17 protein-coding genes are annotated in these 15,828 nt (G+C 72.0%); 12 read left to right on the forward strand and 5 right to left on the reverse strand.

From position 1 onward, the window contains the following. The first annotated feature begins 17 nt into the window (after positions 1 to 17). The 8 genes from PH189_RS21265 to PH189_RS21300 are packed head-to-tail and all read left to right on the forward strand — an operon-like array spanning position 18 to position 4,291. Entirely contained in the window at positions 18 to 293 is a 276-nt protein-coding gene (locus tag PH189_RS21265) for a WhiB family transcriptional regulator (RefSeq protein WP_274190823.1), read from the forward strand. Between the two features lie 23 nt (positions 294 to 316). Continuing rightward, complete coding sequence (locus PH189_RS21270; RefSeq protein ID WP_274190824.1) at positions 317 to 736, forward strand: hypothetical protein; 420 nt, start codon at positions 317 to 319, stop codon at positions 734 to 736. Next, a complete protein-coding gene (locus PH189_RS21275; RefSeq protein WP_274190825.1) occupies positions 736 to 1,011 on the forward strand; it encodes a hypothetical protein in 276 nt (91 codons plus the stop codon). The genes PH189_RS21270 and PH189_RS21275 overlap by 1 nt, the downstream gene beginning before the upstream one ends. Continuing rightward, a complete protein-coding gene (locus tag PH189_RS21280; protein WP_274190826.1) occupies positions 1,008 to 2,258 on the forward strand; it encodes a hypothetical protein in 1,251 nt (416 codons plus the stop codon). Before PH189_RS21275 ends, PH189_RS21280 begins: the two co-directional genes overlap by 4 nt. Then, entirely contained in the window at positions 2,255 to 2,485 is a 231-nt protein-coding gene (locus tag PH189_RS21285) for a hypothetical protein (RefSeq protein WP_274190827.1), read from the forward strand. Before PH189_RS21280 ends, PH189_RS21285 begins: the two co-directional genes overlap by 4 nt. Beyond that, positions 2,482 to 2,688, forward strand: a complete 207-nt coding sequence (locus tag PH189_RS21290; RefSeq protein ID WP_274190828.1) for a hypothetical protein — start codon at positions 2,482 to 2,484, stop codon at positions 2,686 to 2,688. Before PH189_RS21285 ends, PH189_RS21290 begins: the two co-directional genes overlap by 4 nt. A 2-nt stretch (positions 2,689 to 2,690) precedes the next feature. After that, positions 2,691 to 2,906, forward strand: a complete 216-nt coding sequence (locus PH189_RS21295; protein ID WP_274190829.1) for a helix-turn-helix transcriptional regulator — start codon at positions 2,691 to 2,693, stop codon at positions 2,904 to 2,906. Next, the gene (locus PH189_RS21300) at positions 2,903 to 4,291 is read left to right on the forward strand and encodes a tyrosine-type recombinase/integrase (RefSeq protein WP_274190830.1); all 1,389 of its coding nucleotides are present in this window, start codon (positions 2,903 to 2,905) and stop codon (positions 4,289 to 4,291) included. The genes PH189_RS21295 and PH189_RS21300 overlap by 4 nt, the downstream gene beginning before the upstream one ends. Before the next feature lie 123 nt (positions 4,292 to 4,414). Here the strand turns inward: PH189_RS21300 and PH189_RS21305 are convergent, their stop codons facing one another. Beyond that, positions 4,415 to 5,953, reverse strand: a complete 1,539-nt coding sequence (locus tag PH189_RS21305; protein ID WP_274190831.1) for a long-chain-fatty-acid--CoA ligase — start codon at positions 5,951 to 5,953, stop codon at positions 4,415 to 4,417. A gap of 231 nt (positions 5,954 to 6,184) precedes the next feature. Between PH189_RS21305 and PH189_RS21310 the strand changes: the two genes are divergently transcribed. Both PH189_RS21310 and PH189_RS21315 read left to right on the forward strand, forming a co-directional pair. Beyond that, positions 6,185 to 7,327, forward strand: coding sequence for an acyl-CoA dehydrogenase family protein (locus PH189_RS21310; RefSeq protein WP_274190832.1), 1,143 nt, complete (start codon positions 6,185 to 6,187; stop codon positions 7,325 to 7,327). Positions 7,328 to 7,332: 5 nt separating this feature from the next. Then, the gene (locus PH189_RS21315) at positions 7,333 to 8,373 is read left to right on the forward strand and encodes an LLM class F420-dependent oxidoreductase (RefSeq protein ID WP_274190955.1); all 1,041 of its coding nucleotides are present in this window, start codon (positions 7,333 to 7,335) and stop codon (positions 8,371 to 8,373) included. A gap of 6 nt (positions 8,374 to 8,379) precedes the next feature. On the opposite strand, the gene PH189_RS21320 is transcribed toward PH189_RS21315, so the two are convergent. From PH189_RS21320 to PH189_RS21335, 4 genes are all read right to left on the reverse strand, one after another. Then, a complete protein-coding gene (locus PH189_RS21320; protein WP_274190833.1) occupies positions 8,380 to 9,027 on the reverse strand; it encodes a TetR/AcrR family transcriptional regulator in 648 nt (215 codons plus the stop codon). Positions 9,028 to 9,095: 68 nt separating this feature from the next. Beyond that, positions 9,096 to 9,704, reverse strand: coding sequence for a TetR/AcrR family transcriptional regulator (locus tag PH189_RS21325; RefSeq protein WP_274190834.1), 609 nt, complete (start codon positions 9,702 to 9,704; stop codon positions 9,096 to 9,098). Continuing rightward, positions 9,701 to 10,408: an acetoacetate decarboxylase family protein gene (locus PH189_RS21330; protein WP_274190835.1), complete on the reverse strand. Its 708-nt coding sequence runs from the start codon at positions 10,406 to 10,408 to the stop codon at positions 9,701 to 9,703. Before PH189_RS21330 ends, PH189_RS21325 begins: the two co-directional genes overlap by 4 nt. After that, on the reverse strand, positions 10,405 to 12,165 hold the full coding sequence (locus PH189_RS21335; protein WP_274190836.1) for an FAD-dependent oxidoreductase: 1,761 nt from the start codon (positions 12,163 to 12,165) through the stop codon (positions 10,405 to 10,407). The genes PH189_RS21330 and PH189_RS21335 overlap by 4 nt, the downstream gene beginning before the upstream one ends. A gap of 161 nt (positions 12,166 to 12,326) precedes the next feature. On the opposite strand from PH189_RS21335, the gene PH189_RS21340 reads away from it, so the two are divergent. Together PH189_RS21340 and PH189_RS21345 are read left to right on the forward strand one after the other, a co-directional pair. After that, positions 12,327 to 13,535 carry an acetyl-CoA C-acetyltransferase gene (locus tag PH189_RS21340; protein WP_274190837.1) on the forward strand — a complete coding sequence of 403 codons (1,209 nt, stop codon included), beginning with the start codon at positions 12,327 to 12,329 and terminating at the stop codon, positions 13,533 to 13,535. Between the two features lie 59 nt (positions 13,536 to 13,594). Further along, the gene (locus PH189_RS21345) at positions 13,595 to 15,751 is read left to right on the forward strand and encodes a 3-hydroxyacyl-CoA dehydrogenase NAD-binding domain-containing protein (RefSeq protein ID WP_274190956.1); all 2,157 of its coding nucleotides are present in this window, start codon (positions 13,595 to 13,597) and stop codon (positions 15,749 to 15,751) included. Positions 15,752 to 15,828: the final 77 nt, after the last annotated feature.

Here is a 15,828-nt window from a genome sequence, read left to right on the forward strand (position 1 = left end):
TAGTCAATGAGGCCGACATGGAGCCCTGGACCCACCGTGCGGCGTGCCGAGACGCCGACCCGGACCTGTTCTTCCCGATCACCGAGGACCGCACCCGTCGCACCATCGCCGCCCAGGTCGACCGCGCCAAAGCCGTCTGCGCGCGCTGCCCGGTCTGGAGCCAGTGCCTGTCCTACGCGATCGAGACCCGCCAGGACCACGGCATCTGGGGCGGCCTGACTGCCTCGGAGCGGCGCCGCCTCGCCCGCAATGGGACCGAGACCCGCATCCAACGGCCGCCCGACGCGGCCTGACCACCCACCAAGGAGGACCACCCATGTACGAGCTGCATGCCCCCATCAGCGAAGCCCGGATGATGGCCATTGCCACCGGCCACGCCCAGACCCTCGAGCGTTGGGAGGACGGCCCCAACGGCCGACGCTCCAGCGGGCAACCCCTGATCGACGAGGCCACCGGCGCCCCGGTGCGCATCTACGACTGCTTGTTCGACACCGGCCGCGACGGACGCCCCGAACTGCATGGCGTCCGCATCGTCAGCCACGAGGCCCCCGAGCTGGCGCCCTACACCGAAGTCACCTTCGACGACCTCTCCGCTCGCGTACGCCCGGCCCGCAACGGCGCCAAGGGCATCGAGGTGTCCTTCTCGGCGACCGCCATCCGCCCCGCCAGCGCCGCGGCGACCGACTCGACGCGGCCGGCGCGCAAGGCCACCAGCGACGAGACGGCGGCTGCCTGATGGCCGCCCCCGCCCGGCCTCGCACCAGCGTTCAGGTCCGGACCGCCGCGCTGCTCGACGAGCTGGTCCTGACCTGCCGCGCCGCCAGCTGCGTCGAGCAGTGGACCCCCGCCCCCATCGGCGACGACTCCGGCGACGGGGTCGTGCAGCTCTCCCTCGAGCGGTGCCCCGCCTGCGGCTCCTCGGTCTGGGAGGTCACGCAGGTTCAGGTCGCCGCCTCCCCCTCCCGCGCCCGCCGCCAGCGGGCCCGCACCCACCGGAGCAGCCGGTCATGACCACCAAGACCCTCGACCGCACCCGCCCACCCACCACCGGCCACCGCCGCCCGCCCGGCTTCATCAGCCGGTGGCGCGCCCGCCGCGCCGAACGCGACCAGACGATCGCGGCGCACCGCCTGGCCCAGGCCGTCACCGCCGAGTTCCGCGAGGCCTGCACCGCCCTGCGGCTGTGCCAGTACGTTTCCGTCGCCGCCGGGGTCACCGTCCGCACCCCACGCGTCGGCGCCGTCCACGGCGGTCCGCCCATGAGCCTGTCGGTGGAGCTGATGGCCGGCCAGGAACCGGCCGACTTCACCAGCCGCGAGAACGGGCCCCGGCTCGCGCACTCCCTGGGTGGGCACGGCCTGCGGGTCGAGCCGTTGGCCGGGCGATGGGTCCGGGTCACCGTGCTCAACCACGACCCGCTGCGTGACCGGTTCGGGCTCCCGTCTTTGGCCGTCAACTCCGGCTACGAGGCGCTGATCCTCGGGCGCACCGAGGACGGCATCACGCTCGGCCACGCGTTCACCGACGCCGGCCACCTCGCGGGCCAGGGCCAGAACGGCTCCGGCAAGACCAATCTCTGCTACGGGCTGCTCTCCCAGGTCGCCGCCGCCCCCGACGTCCTCGTCACCGGCTCCGACATCACCGGACTCCTGCTCGGCCGCCCGTGGGACGGCACCGTCCACCGGCCCCATCAGGTCGTCGGCACCGGTGACGTCCCTGCGCACGCGGTGTTGCTCGAGGACCTGGTCTCCGAGATGGACCGCCGGCTGGCCACCATCCCGCCCCGCCGCGACAAGATCGAGGCCACCCCAACCACCCCGCTCATGCTGGTGGTGCTCGAGGAGTTCCCCGGCCTCCTGCGAGCGGCCGACGCGCTGCCGAAGCCCAAGCGCGGCGAGGGCGTCCCGGTCGGGGACCGCATCCGCTCCGCGGTGCTGCGGCTGCTTTCCGAAGGCCGCAAGGCCGCTTTCCGGGTGCTAATGCTGGCCCAGCGGTTCGAGGCCACGGCAGTGGGCGGCGGCTACGCCCGCGACCAGTTCGCCCTGCGCATTTCCTTCCGCGTCCCCGCCGACAGCCTCGCCATGCTGCACGGCGACGACGCCCGGCCCCTCGGCCGCGAGCACGCCAACGCCGCCGCCGGCATCGCCTACCTGTCGGGGCTCGGCCGCGACTGCGAGCGCATCCGCGTGCCTTACCTCGGCGAGTACGGCGAGTACGTCGACCGCATCCAGGCCCACGGACGGCGGGCCGCCTCGTGAACCTCATCGCGATCGTCATCATCGCCGGCCTCGTTACCGCCCTGCTCATCAAGAGCCACAAGGCCGCGCCCGCACTCGTGTCCGGCGTCGTGACCCTCGTGCTGCTCTTCGCCGCCTTCCCGACGCTCGGGCCCGCGGTGTCGAGCAGCGCCGGCGAGTTCGCCCACCAGCTCGGCGCCGCTACCGACCGTGCCGCCGACATTCCGAACGACGGGCAGCGGCCGTGACCGGCCGCGAGGACGCTGCCGCGTTCGGCTTGAACGTCGACGCCCTGGTCCGGCCTCTCGTCGGGCTTGACCTTGGCCACGACGAGCGCCGGGCGCTCACCGCCGTCGCCTGTCTCGACACCCCGACCGCCACCGCCGTCGCCGGACTGCTGCACCGCGCCCGGCAGGCCCGCCCCCTCCGCACGACGAGCCCGAGGAGCTGACCATGTCCACGACGAAGGGACCGCGCCCCGACCGCGACGAGCTGCTGAACGTGCCCCAGGTGCTCGAGGCGCTTGGCGGGCTGTCCAAGCACACGTTCTACGAGTGGCGCGAGCGGAGGGTGGCTCCGCCCTGCTTCCGGCTCCCGAACGGCCAGCTCCGGGTGCGTCGTGGCGACCTCCTCGACTGGCTCGAGGCCCACCGCGAGGGCGCGGCATGAGCGACGAGAGCACCTACCAGGTGCAGTTCTGGAAGCTCCGCAAGTCCGAGGGCCGGCGCCGGCCGTGGGGCGTCCGCTGGGTCACCGCCGGAAAGGAACACTCCGAGTCCTACGCCACGAAGGCGCTCGCGGAGTCGTTCCGGTCCGAGCTCGTCCGTGCCGCCCGCGCCGGGGAAGCGTTCGACGTCGCGTCCGGGCTGCCGCCGTCGATGACCCGCAAGCGGCAGGCGGGCACGTTCCTCGAGCTGGCCATGGCCTACGTCGACCACGTGTGGAAGAGCGCGCCGCCGAACACCCGCCGCGCTGTCGTGGTGAACCTGGCCGCGATCGTCCCGAAGTTCGTCGCCGACCTCGACCACCCGCCGGCGGAGGAGAACCTCCAACGCCTGCTCAGCACCCGGCTCCTGCCGCCGCCGCGCCGCGACGAACCGACCGACGCCGAGGACCGGGCGGCCGTCTCGTGGCTGCGCCGGGCTTCGCGGCCCGTGGAGGACCTGAACGACTCCCTGACCGCCCGCGCACTGCTGCAGTCGCTCTCGACGGCCGCGGACGGCCGTTCCGTCACCTCGAGCACGTGGGACAAGCGCCGCGCCGTCCTCCACCGGGTCGCCGGATACGCCGTGGAGATCGGTCTCCTGCCCGCCAACCCGATCACCGGCCGCCGCGTCGGCACCGCCCGCACCACCGAGGGTGTGGACCCCCGCGTGGTCGTCAACCCGGCCCAGGCTCGCCAGCTCCTCGCCGCGCTCACTTACGTCGGCGCCAGCTACCGCCCCGACCGCGGCCGCCGGCTCCGCGGTTTCTTCGCCTGCCTCTACTACGCCGGCCTGCGTCCCGGTGAGGCCCAGCAGCTCCGCGACACCGAGGCGAAGCTCCCGGCCGCCGGCTGGGGCGAGCTGGTCCTCTCCGGGTCGCTGACCGGCGTCTCGGGCGAGCACTACAACGACGGCGCACGCCACGCCGACCGCCGCCCGCTCAAGCGCCGCCGCCGCGAGGACGTCCGCCGCGTCCCCATTCCACCGGCACTCGTCGCGATCCTGCGCGAGCACCTCGACGCCTTCGGCACCGCACCGGACGGCCGGCTCTTCCACGCAGCGACGACCGACGGCCGCATCCGCGAGTCCGTCTACACGCGCGTCTGGAAGCAGGCGCGCGAGATCGGGCTCAGCCCCGCCCAGGCGGCCTCACCGCTCGCGGCCCGCCCGTACGACCTGCGCCACGCCGCGCTGTCCTCGTGGCTCAACGCCGGCGTCCCACCCACCGAGGTCGCTGAGCGCGCCGGCCACTCCGTGGCGGTCCTGCTGTCGACCTACGCCAAGTGCCTCGACGGCCAGCGCGACACCTACAACGCCCGCATCCAAGATCTACTGGACCCGGAGGCTTGATCGACAATGCAAGATCTGTTCCGTGACTGTTCCGCGCGACACGCCGACGAACCGGTTCGGGCCACAGCGCCTCACAACGGATTCACATCGGACACCCGGCGTTTTCGCAGCTCAGAGGCTGTTCTAGCCGATCTGCCGCCCCTCGGCGTTCTCCCAGTAGGGCTTGCGGAGGTCCTTCTTGAGGATCTTCCCCGACGCGTTGCGCGGCAGCGCGTCGATGACGTCGACCGAGCGCGGCCGCTTGAAGCCGGCCATGCGCTCCTTGCACCACTCCAGCAGTGCCTCGCTGTCGATCGTCGAGCCCTCCTGGGGGACGACGACGGCCTTGACCGTCTCGCCCCACCGCTCGTCCGGGACGCCGATGACGGCGACGTCGGCGATGTCGGGGTGGCCGGAGAGGACGTTCTCGACCTCGATGGGGTACACGTTCTCCGCACCGGTGACGATCATGTCCTTGATCCGGTCGGTGAGGAACAGGAAGCCCTCGTCGTCGAGGTAGCCGGCGTCGCCGGTGTGGAACCAGCCGTCCGACAGCGCCTTCGCGGTCTCCTCCGGACGCGCCCAGTAGCCCGGAGTCACCTGCGAGGAGCGGATCCAGACCTCGCCGACCTCACCGGTGGGCAGGTCCTCCCCGGTGGCCGGATCGACGGTCTTGAGCTCCACCCAGGGGTACGCCTTGCCCGCCGAGCGCATGAGGTGGGCGCGCGGGCCGTCCGGGTCGTGGTCCTCGGGGTCGAGCTGCGTGATCGCGCCGGTGGTCTCGGTCGAGCCGTAGACCTGGAACAGCGGCGCCTTGAAGGTGTTCAGCACGCGGTTCAGCACCGTGCTCGTGATCGGCGAGGCCCCGTAGGCGATGGCGCGCAGCTTCGACCAGTCGCGGTCGGCGGCGCCGGGCACCCCGACGAGGAACTGCAGCACCGCGGGCACGAGGAAGGCGTTGGTGACGCCCTCGTCGGCCATGGTGGCGAGCAGCTGGTCGGGGACGATGTCGGCCACGAGGACGACGCGCGCCCCGAACGACAGGCAGACCAGCGCGAAGCCCGAGCCGCCGATGTGGAACAGCGGCATCGCGACCAGGCCGACCGACTCGGTGTCGAAGCCCCAGTGGTCGCCGACCGAGAGCAGCGCGGCGAACTGGGTGTGGGTCAGCACGACGCCCTTGGGCAGGCCGGTGGTGCCCGAGGTGTAGAGCTGCAGCACGCAGTCGTCGTCCTGCGCGTCGTCGGGCGGGTCGAGCACCTCGTCGGACGCGGTGAGCCAGGCCTCGTAGTCGTCGTCGACGACCAGGACGCGGCGCACGGCGTCGACCGACTCCACCCGCTCGCGCAGGTCGGCGAAATCGGGACCCAGCACCACGAGCGGGGCCGCGGAGTCCTCGATGACCGCGATCAGCTCGTCGTGGGTGAGTCGGTTGTTCAGCGGCGCGGTGCCCGCGCGTACGCGGGGCGCACCGAAGAGCAGGTCGAAGAACTCGGGGCGGTTCTTGCCCAGCCACACCACGCGCGCCCCGGCGCCGAGCCCGTCGGCCGCCATCGCCCGCGCCGCCAGACCGGCGCGACGGTCCAGCTCGGCGTAGGTCGTGTTCTGACCGTCGAACGTCAGCGCCACCAGGTCGGCGTCACTCGTGTGCTGGCGCACGACGTCGGTCAGGCGAAACGACACAGGGGACCTCCACGCGGCGGGCCGGGGGAACGGGACAGAGGGGACGACGGTGACGCCGACCACAGGGCAGGCGCGACCGTAACCGGTCATACGGAAGCGCGGAAGAGTCAGGCTTGACTGTTACCGGGCGGTGCAGCCACGCTGAGGTCCACCAGCACGGACGCGGGCCCGCTGGACCCACAGCCGGGATCCAGGAGGGCGCCCGCACGTCCCTAGAGGAGGGGCCACCCGGTGGAGCGAACGATCTTCTCCGACGAGCACACCGACTTCCGGCAGATGGTCCGGGACTTCCTGGAGAAGGAGGCCGTCCCGCACCACCCGGAGTGGGAGAAGCAGGGCCACGTCAGCCGGGACATCTGGCTGGCCGCCGGGAAGACCGGCCTGCTCGCCATGGACATTCCCGAGTCCTACGGCGGTGGCGGCACGCCCGACCTGCGCTTCCAGTGGATCGTCACCGAGGAGGTCGCCCGCGCGGGCACGAGCGGGCTCGGCTTCACGCTGCACAACGACGTCATCGCGCCGTACCTGAACGAGCTGACGAACAACGAGCAGAAGCAGCGCTGGCTGCCGCGCTTCTGCACCGGCGAGATGATCACCGCCATCGCGATGACCGAGCCCGGCACCGGCTCGGACCTGCAGGGCATCCAGACCCGCGCCGTCCGCGAGGGCGACGAATGGGTCATCAACGGTCAGAAGACGTTCATCACCAACGGCGTCATGAGCGACCTGGTGATCGTCGTCTGCAAGACCGACCCGGACGCCGGCGCCCACGGCTTCAGCCTGATCGTCGTCGAGCGCGACACCCCCGGATTCGAGCGTGGCCGCAATCTCGAGAAGATCGGCATGTCCGCCCAGGACACCGCGGAGCTGTCGTTCACCGACGTCCGCGTCCCCGCAGGGAACCTCCTCGGCGAGGAGGGCAAGGGCTTCATCTACCTGATGCAGAACCTGCCCCGCGAGCGCCTCTCGATCGCCGTCGGCTCCATCGCCGGCGCGGAGAAGGTGCTCGAGGAGACGATCAGCTACGTCAAGGAGCGCACGGCGTTCGGCAAGCCGCTCGCGAAGCTCCAGACCGTCCGCTTCTCGGCGGCCGAGATGGCCACCAAGCTCGCCGTCACCCGCACCTTCGTCGACCGCTGCATCACCGAGCTGAACGAGGGCAAGCTCGGCCCCGCGGACGCGTCGATGGCGAAGTACTGGGCCAGCGAGACGGCCAAGGAGGTCATCGACAGCTGTCTCCAGCTGCATGGCGGCTACGGCTACATGAAGGAGTACCCGGTCGCGAAGGCGTACCTCGACACCCGCGTCCAGACGATCTACGGCGGAACCACGGAGATCATGAAGGAGATCATCGGGCGGGTGGTGCTCGGATGAGTGCGATGAAGGTCGGCATGGGGATCGCCTACGCCCGGGGTGGCTTCCGCGAGACCGTCGAGAAGCTCGTCGAGCTCGAGGACGTCGGGCTCGACGCGGTGAGCGTGGCCGAGCTGTACAGCTTCGACGCGGTGAGCCAGCTCGGCTACATCGCCGCGCGCACGTCGCGGGTGCACATCGAGTCCGGCATCGTCCAGATCTACACGCGGACCCCGTCGCTGACGGCGATGACCGCGGCCGGCCTCGACTACGTCTCCGACGGGCGGTTCGTGCTCGGCATGGGCGCTTCGGGGCCGCAGGTCATCGAGGGCTTCCACGGCGTGCGTTACGACGCGCCGGTCGGACGCACCCGCGAGATCATCGAGATCTGCCGGCAGGTGTGGCGCCGCGAGAAGGTGGAGTACTCGGGCAAGCACTACACGGTGCCGTTGCCCCCGGAGCAGGGCACGGGGCTGGGCAAGCCGCTCAAGCTCATCAACCACCCGGTCCGGGCGCAGATCCCGGTGATGCTCGCGGCGATCGGGCCGAAGAACGTCGAGCTGGCCGCCGAGCTCGCGGAGGTCTGGGAGCCCATCTGGTTCCACCCGGGCCGCGCGCACGAGGTGTGGGGCCCGTCGTTGGAGGCCGGCAAGGCCAAGCGCGACCCGTCGCTGGGCGAGCTGCAGACCTCGGTCAACGTCCCGTTCGCCGTCGGGCCGGGCGCCGGGAAGCTGCGCGAGCACGTGCGTCCCCAGCTCGCCCTCTACGTGGGCGGGATGGGCGCGAAGGGCAAGAACTTCTACAACGACCTCGCCGCCCGCTACGGCTTCGCCGACGAGGCGGCCGAGATCCAGGACCTCTACCTCTCCGGCCGCAAGGACGAGGCCGCCGAGAAGGTGCCCGAGGAGCTCGTGCACGCGGTCTCGCTGATCGGCAGCGAGGACGAGGTGGCCGAGCAGGTGCGCGAGTTCGCCGCCGCCGGGGTCACCCAGCTCAACATCCAGCCGCTCGACCCGGACCACGAGACCGTGAAGTCGTCGCTGGAGACCCTGAAGTCCCTGCTGTAGGAGCTCTCAGTCGCCGGGCCCGCCCTCGGGCAGCAGGAGCATGCGCGCGAGCTGCTTCCACTGCTCGAGGTGCGGGTCGGTCTGCGGGTCGCGCGGGTCGAACCCGTAGGTCAGGGCGACGCCCCGCATGGCGGTCAGCAGCGTCTCGCGCACGAGCGCCGCGCGCGGCGGGTCGGCGTAGTCCTCGAAGAACACGTCGACGGTCTGGCGGATCGCGGCGCCCAGGCGCCGTTCGGCGGGGAGCAGGGCCGCGGCAAGCGCCGGATCGGTGCGCGCGGCGGTCCACAGCTCGACCGACGCCCAGAAGTAGGCCTGCTGGTAGGTCCACCACATGACCTCGACGGCCCGGTCGAGACGGGGCCCCGGGTCGACGTCGGCGTCCGGCAGGTCCGCGCGGGCCAGGCCGTCGGCGGCGAACCGGCTGGTCGCGAGGTGCTGTGCCGCGGCGACGAGCAGGTTCTCCTTGGACGGGAAGTGGTGCAGCAGCCGCCCCCGGGAGACCCCGGCCCGGTTCTGGATGGTGAGCGTCGTGGTGCCCGCGTAGCCCGACTCGACGAGACAGGACACGGCCGCGTCGAGGATGCGCGTGCGGCTGTCGGAGGTCCGCTGCTCGCGGGAGCGCCGCTCCGGCTCGGCGGTCGATCGGCTGCTCATCCTCTCGCCCCTCCCCGTCCCTGGTGCCGTCGGTGGAGGACGATCGTGCATCCCGCCGACGGGAACGGTCAAACCTGACTGTCCGAGCGGCCAGGGGGCACGCCGGGCCGCAGGACCGCGAGCAGGCCGTCGACGAGCAGCGTGCGGGTGCCGGCGCGGTCGAGCGTGCCGCGCACCAGCCACTCCCGCGAGGCCGAGCGCACCAGGCCGAAGAACGACCGCAGGCGGGCCCGGTACGGGTCGTCGGGCGCGTCGGGGGCCAGCGCCGCGAGGACGCGGTCGGCGGCGATCTCGTCGGCCTCGGCGAGGATCGCGTCGACGTCGATGTCCCCGGCCGCCCCGGTGCCGACCGAGAGCCAAAGGCCGCGGTGACGCTCGACGGCGTCGAGGAACCAGTCGACGGCGGCACCGGCCCGGACGTCGACGGTGCCCGGCGGCAGCTCGGAGACCGCGACCTCCGGGATCGTCGTCAGCCGGCGCACGACCTCGAGGTAGAGCGCGCGCTTCGTGCCGAAGTAGTGGTTGATCAGGCCCCGCGCGACCCCGGCCTCACCGGCGAGGTCGGTGGTCGACACCGCGGCGTACGGGTGCTCGGTGAACAGCCGCAGCGCGCCGGCGACGATCTCCTCGCGTCGTGCGTCGGGGTCGAGCCGCCGGCCGCGCAGGGGTGTGCTCATCGAGCAGGGTCGACGTGGAGGCTTTCCTGACGTTGAACGTCAGCGTGGCCCCCACGCTGGTTCACCCGCGCGCGATCGGCCGGCGTCATCCCGAACAGCATCGCGAAGTCGTGCAGCGTCGCCGAGACGACGGGACGGTGCCCGGCGAGGAAGGCCAGCGGCCCGTCGGGGTCGAACGACCACTGCGCGGACAGCAGCCCGAGGCCCGCGCGGCTGGCCACCGGGCTCTCGCAGCGTCGCCCGTCCAGGTCCTGGGCGAGCGTGAACCCGACGCGGGGACGTCCCGGGAGGCGACGGCCGTGGCGCAGGACCGCGGACGCCGCCGGGCGGGCCGCACCCTCGAGGATCATCTCCGGCGTGCCCTCGGCGACGCCGGTGAACCGCGCGAGGCCCTTCGGGATGCCCCACAGCTCCCGCCCGCCGTCGCGGGAGGCGGGGCTGTCGACCCAGATGGCGACGATGTGCGGGCGCACGCGGGCACCGACGCGTCCGGCCACCGCGACCAGGAGCTCCCGGTAGCTCATGGCGCCGCCCGGGGCGTAGTCGACCCACGCCGCACCGACCGGCGTCCGGCCGCCGAGGACCAGCGGGCGCCAGTCGTCCGGCCAGGTGGCGGTCGGCAGGTCCTCGGTGGGCACGAGGAAGGTCGACAGGTCCATCCGTCCGACGAGCGTCCAGGGCTCCGGGGGGTAGGCGGTGGTCACGTCGGCACTCCGAGGGTCGGGGTCGGGAGGTCGGTGATCATCCGTAGCGCGCCCGGGGCGTCGGCGGGCACGGCGGGGTGTTTCGGGGCGACGGGCGTGATACGGCGGTAGGGCTCGCCGGGAGCGGGTCGCGGGTCGGTCTCCCCGCGGTTGGGCCAGAGGGAGATGGCGCGCTCGGCGAGCGCGGTGATCGTCAGCGACGGGTTCACCCCGAGGTTCGCCGGCACCGTCGAGCCGTCGACGACGTGGACGCCCGGGTGGCCGTGCAGGCGGTGATAGGGGTCGACGACGCCCGTCGCCGGCGTCTCGGAGATCACCGCGCCGCCGAGGAAGTGCCCGGTGACCGGCACGTTGACCAGCGTCGAACTCGCGCCGACGGGGAAGCCGCCGATCCGGCGGGCGACACGCCGAGCGACGTCGTGGCCCGACGGGATCCACGCGGGGTTCGGCGTCCCGGCGCCCGGGCGAGAGGTGAGGCCCCGGAACAGGCGCCGCGGCCGCAGCGTCAGCGAGTTGTCCAGCGACTGCATCACCAGCAGCACGATCGACTGCTCCGCCCAGCGCCGCGGGCGGTGCAGGGCGCGCAGGGTCCGGCGCGAGCGCAGCACCTCGCCCGCGATCCGGCGCCACGACGGGCCGCGCGCGCCGAGCGTGCGGTCGTCCGTCGCCGTCGTGCCGTCGACGAGCACCGCCGAGAGCAGCGCGAGCAGGTTCGACCCGCGGCCGTAGCGCACCGGCTCGACGTGGGTGTGCGGGTCGGGGTGGATCGAGGAGGTGATGGAGACCCCGCGCGTGAAGTCGACGTCGTCGCGCGGGGCGCGCGCGGCGAGGATGGCCTCGGAGTTGGTGCGGGAGAGCTCGCCGAGCCGCGGGGAGACGCGCGGCAGGTCGCCCCGGCGCCGCATCCGGTGCAGCAGCCGCTGGCTGCCCAGCGCCGACGCCGCGACGACAACCTGGTCGGCCCGCAGCGTGCGCCGCCCGCCGGGACGCCCGGTGCGCCGCACGTCCACCTCGTAGCCGGAGGCACCGGACAGGTCACCGCTGCGCGGGCGGATGCGTGTCACCGTCGTCAGCGGGTGCACCCGGACCCCCGCCGCCTCGGCGAGGTGCAGGTAGTTCTTGACCAGCGTGTTCTTCGCGTCGTGCCGGCACCCGGTCATGCACTCGCCGCAGTGCAGGCACCCGTGGCGCGCGGGCCCCGCGCCGCCGAAGTACGGGTCGGGGACCTCCTCGCCCGGTTTCTCTCCCGCCCGCCCGGTGCCGAAGAAGACCCCGACGTCGGCGTGACCGAAGGTGTGGCCGACGCCCATCTCCTCGGCGACGTCGCGCATCACCTCGTCCGACGGCGAGACCCGCGGGTAGGTGGTGGCGCCGAGCATCCGCGTGGCCTGGTCGTAGGGCAGGTCGAGCTCGTCGGCCCAGTCGGTGATGTCACGCCACTGCGGGTCGTCGTAGAACGCGCGCCCCGGCCGGTAGAGCGTGTTGGCGTAGACCAGCGAGCCGCCGCCGACGCCGGCCCCCGAGAGCACGAGGACGTCGCGCAGGGGGTTCACCCGGAAGATGCCGAAGCAGCGGGCCCACGGGGCCCACAGGTAGTCGCGGAACTGCCAGGAGGTCGCGGGGAAGTCGCCGTCGGCGAACCGGCGCCCCGCCTCGAGCACCCCGACCCGGTACCCCTTCTCGGCCAGGCGCAGGGCGCTCACCGCGCCGCCGAAGCCCGAGCCCACCACCAGGACGTCGTAGTCCGGACCCGCCATGGCCCCACCCTCGCGAGCCGTTGGCAACCTGTCAACGAGACTCGAACAACGCTACCGGCCAGTAACAGGAGGTCGGCAGCACGTTGACACGAGAGCAAAACAGTCCATCATGACTGTTGAGAGCAGTCGGCTCACCACGCGCGCGAAGGGACACCCCACCCGTGACCGAGGCATTCATCTACGACGCGCTCCGCACCCCTCGCGGCCGGGGCAAGGCCAGTGGTTCGCTGCACGCGACCAAGCCCGTCTCGCTGGTCGTCGGACTCATCGACGAGCTGCGCAAGCGCAACCCGGAGCTCGACCCCGACAAGCTCGAGGACGTCGTCCTCGGCTGCGTGTCGCCGATCGGCGACCAGGGCGGCGACATCGCCAAGACCGCGGCCATCGCCGCGGGCCTGCCCGACCACGTCGGCGGCGTCCAGCTCAACCGCTTCTGCGCCTCCGGGCTCGAGGCCGTCAACCAGGCCGGGCAGCGCGTGCGCTCCGGCTTCGAGGACCTGATCGTCGCCGGCGGCGTCGAGTCGATGTCCCGCGTGCCCATGGCCTCCGACGGCGGCGCCTGGGCGATGGACCCGGAGACGAACCTCAAGACCTCGTTCGTCCCCCAGGGCATCGGCGCGGACCTCATCGCCACCCTCGAGGGCTTCAGCCGCGAGGACGTCGACGCCTACGCGCTCGAGTCGCAGACCCGGGCGGCGAAGTCGTGGGCCGACGGCGCCTTCGACCGCTCGATCGTGCCGGTGGTCGACCGCAACGGCCTGACCGTCCTCGACCGCGACGAGCACATGCGCGAGACGACGATGGAGGGCCTGGCCGGCCTCAAGCCCTCGTTCGCCGGCATCGGCGACATGGGCGGCTTCGACGCCGTGGCGCTGCAGAAGTACCACTGGGTCGAGGCCATCAACCACGTGCACCACGGCGGCAACAGCTCCGGGATCGTCGACGGCGCCGCGCTGGTGCTGCTCGGCTCCGAGGAGGCCGGCAAGCAGAACGGCCTCACGCCGCGCGCCCGCATCGTCGGCACGGCCGTCTCCGGCGCCGACCCGACGATCATGCTCACCGGCCCGACGCCCGCGTGCGAGAAGGTGCTGGCCAAGGCCGGCATGACGGTCGACGACATCGACCTCCTCGAGATCAACGAGGCCTTCGCCGCCGTGCCGATGAAGCTCATGAAGGACCTGGGCTTCCCGCACGAGCGCACCAACGTGGCCGGCGGCGCCATCGCGCTGGGCCACCCGCTGGGCGCCACCGGCGCCATGCTCGTCGGCACGATGGTCGACGAGCTCGAGCGCCGCGACCTGCGCCGCGCCCTGGTGACGCTGTGCATCGGCGGCGGCATGGGCGTCGCGACGATCATCGAACGCGTCTGAGCCACCCCGGAACGTCACCGACCAGCGAACGAGGAGTCAGTAGCGCAGTGTCCGAGAACATGTTCCGGTGGGAGGCCGACGGGGACGGCATCGTCACGCTGACGATGGACGACCCGACCGCCTCGGCCAACACGATGAGCGCCAAGTGGGGCGAGGACTTCGCCGCCACGCTCGACCGTCTCGAGGCCGAGAAGGACTCGATCACGGGCGTCGTCCTGACCTCCGCGAAGAAGACCTTCTTCGCCGGCGGCAACCTCGACGACCTCGTGAAGTACACGAAGGCCGACGCGCAGAAGGTCTTCGACCAGTCGCAGGCGATCAAGGGTCTGCTGCGGCGCCTGGAGACGCTGGGCAGGCCCGTCGTCTCCGCGATCAACGGCGCGGCGCTGGGCGGCGGTCTCGAGATCGCCCTGGCGACGCACCACCGCATCGCCCTCGACGCGAAGGGCTCGAAGATCGGGCTCCCCGAGGTCACGCTGGGCCTGCTGCCCGGCGGTGGCGGCGTCGTGCGCGTCGTGCGCCTGCTCGGCCTGGCCGACGGCCTCATGAACGTGCTGCTGCAGGGTCAGCAGCGCAACCCGAAGGCCGCGCTCGAGGCCGGGCTGGTGCACGAGGTCGTCGACACCCCCGAGGAGATGATCTCCCGGGCGAAGCAGTGGGTGAAGGACAACCCCGAGGCCGTCCAGCCCTGGGACCAGAAGAAGTACAAGATCCCCGGCGGCACGCCGTCGACGCCGTCGTTCGCGGCGAACCTGCCCGCGTTCCCGTCGAACCTGCGCAAGCAGCTCAAGAACGCTCCGATGCCGGCGCCGTACAGCATCATGTGCGCCGCGGTCGAGGGCTCGCAGGTCGACATCGACAACGCCGGTCAGATCGAGTCGCGCTACTTCGCCGACCTCGCCTGCGGCCAGGTGTCGACGAACATGACGCGCGCGTTCTTCTTCGACCTGCAGGCCATCAACAAGGGCGCCTCGCGCCCCGAGGGCTACGAGAAGCACAGCGCCCGCAAGGTCGTCGTGCTCGGCGCCGGGATGATGGGGGCGGGCATCGCGTACTCGTGCGCGATGTCGGGCCTCGAGGTCGTGCTCAAGGACGTCTCGCAGGAGAACGCGGACAAGGGCAAAGCGTACTCGCAGAAGATCCTGGACAAGGCCGTCTCGCGCGGCAAGCAGACCCAGGAGAAGGCCAACGAGGTGCTCGCGCGCATCACGCCGACCGCGGACGCCGCCGACGCGTCGGGCGCCGACCTCGTCATCGAGGCCGTGTTCGAGAGCCCCGACCTCAAGAAGCAGGTCTTCGCCGAGCTCATGCCCTACCTGGCGCCCGACGCGGTGCTCGGCTCGAACACCTCGACGCTGCCGATCACCGACCTCGCGACCGGCGTCGACCGGCCCGAGGACTTCATCGGCCTGCACTTCTTCTCGCCGGTCGACAAGATGCCGCTCCTGGAGATCATCCGCGGCGAGAAGACGAGCGACGCGACGCTGGCCAAGGCAGTCGACATCGCGCTGCAGATCAAGAAGACGCCGATCGTCGTCTCCGACAGCCGCGGGTTCTTCACCAGCCGCGTCATCGGCACGTTCATCAACGAGGCCGTGGCCATGCTCGGCGAGGGCGCCGCGCCGTCGTCGATCGAGCAGGCCGGCTCGCAGGCCGGCTACCCGGCCCCGCCGCTGCAGCTGATGGACGAGCTGACCCTCACGCTGCCGCAGCACATCCGCCAGGAGACCCGCAAGGGCGTCGAGGCCTCGGGCGGCACCTGGGTGGCGCACCCCTCGGAGGCCATCATCGACCGGATGGTCGAGCTCGGCCGCAAGGGCCGCTCCTCGGGTGCCGGGTTCTACGAGTACGACGAGTCCGGTAAGCGCACGCGCCTCTGGCCGGGCCTGTCCGACGAGTTCGGCGCGGCCACGGGCGACCTGCCGTTCGAGGACATGCAGGAGCGCATGCTCTTCGCCGAGGCCCTCGAGACCGTGAAGTGCTTCGACGAAGGTGTCCTGCACACCATCGCCGACGCCAACATCGGTTCGATCATGGGTATCGGCTTCCCGGCCTGGACCGGCGGCGTGGCGCAGTACATCGACGGCTACCCGGGCGGCCTGCCCGGCTTCGTCGAGCGTGCCCGCATCCTGGCCAAGGCCTACGGGGACCGCTTCGCGCCCCCGGCCTCGCTGGTCGAGAAGGCGGAGAAGGGCCAGTCCCTGCGCGGGGAGTGACCCGGTCGTCCTGAGGTGTCCTGAACCGAACGGCGCCCTCGCTGCTCCTGAGCAGCGGGGGCGCCGTTTCGTGTTTC

The sequence above is a fragment of the Actinomycetospora chibensis genome (genome assembly GCF_028737215.1).
Classification (GTDB): Bacteria; Actinomycetota; Actinomycetes; order Mycobacteriales; family Pseudonocardiaceae; genus Actinomycetospora; species Actinomycetospora chibensis.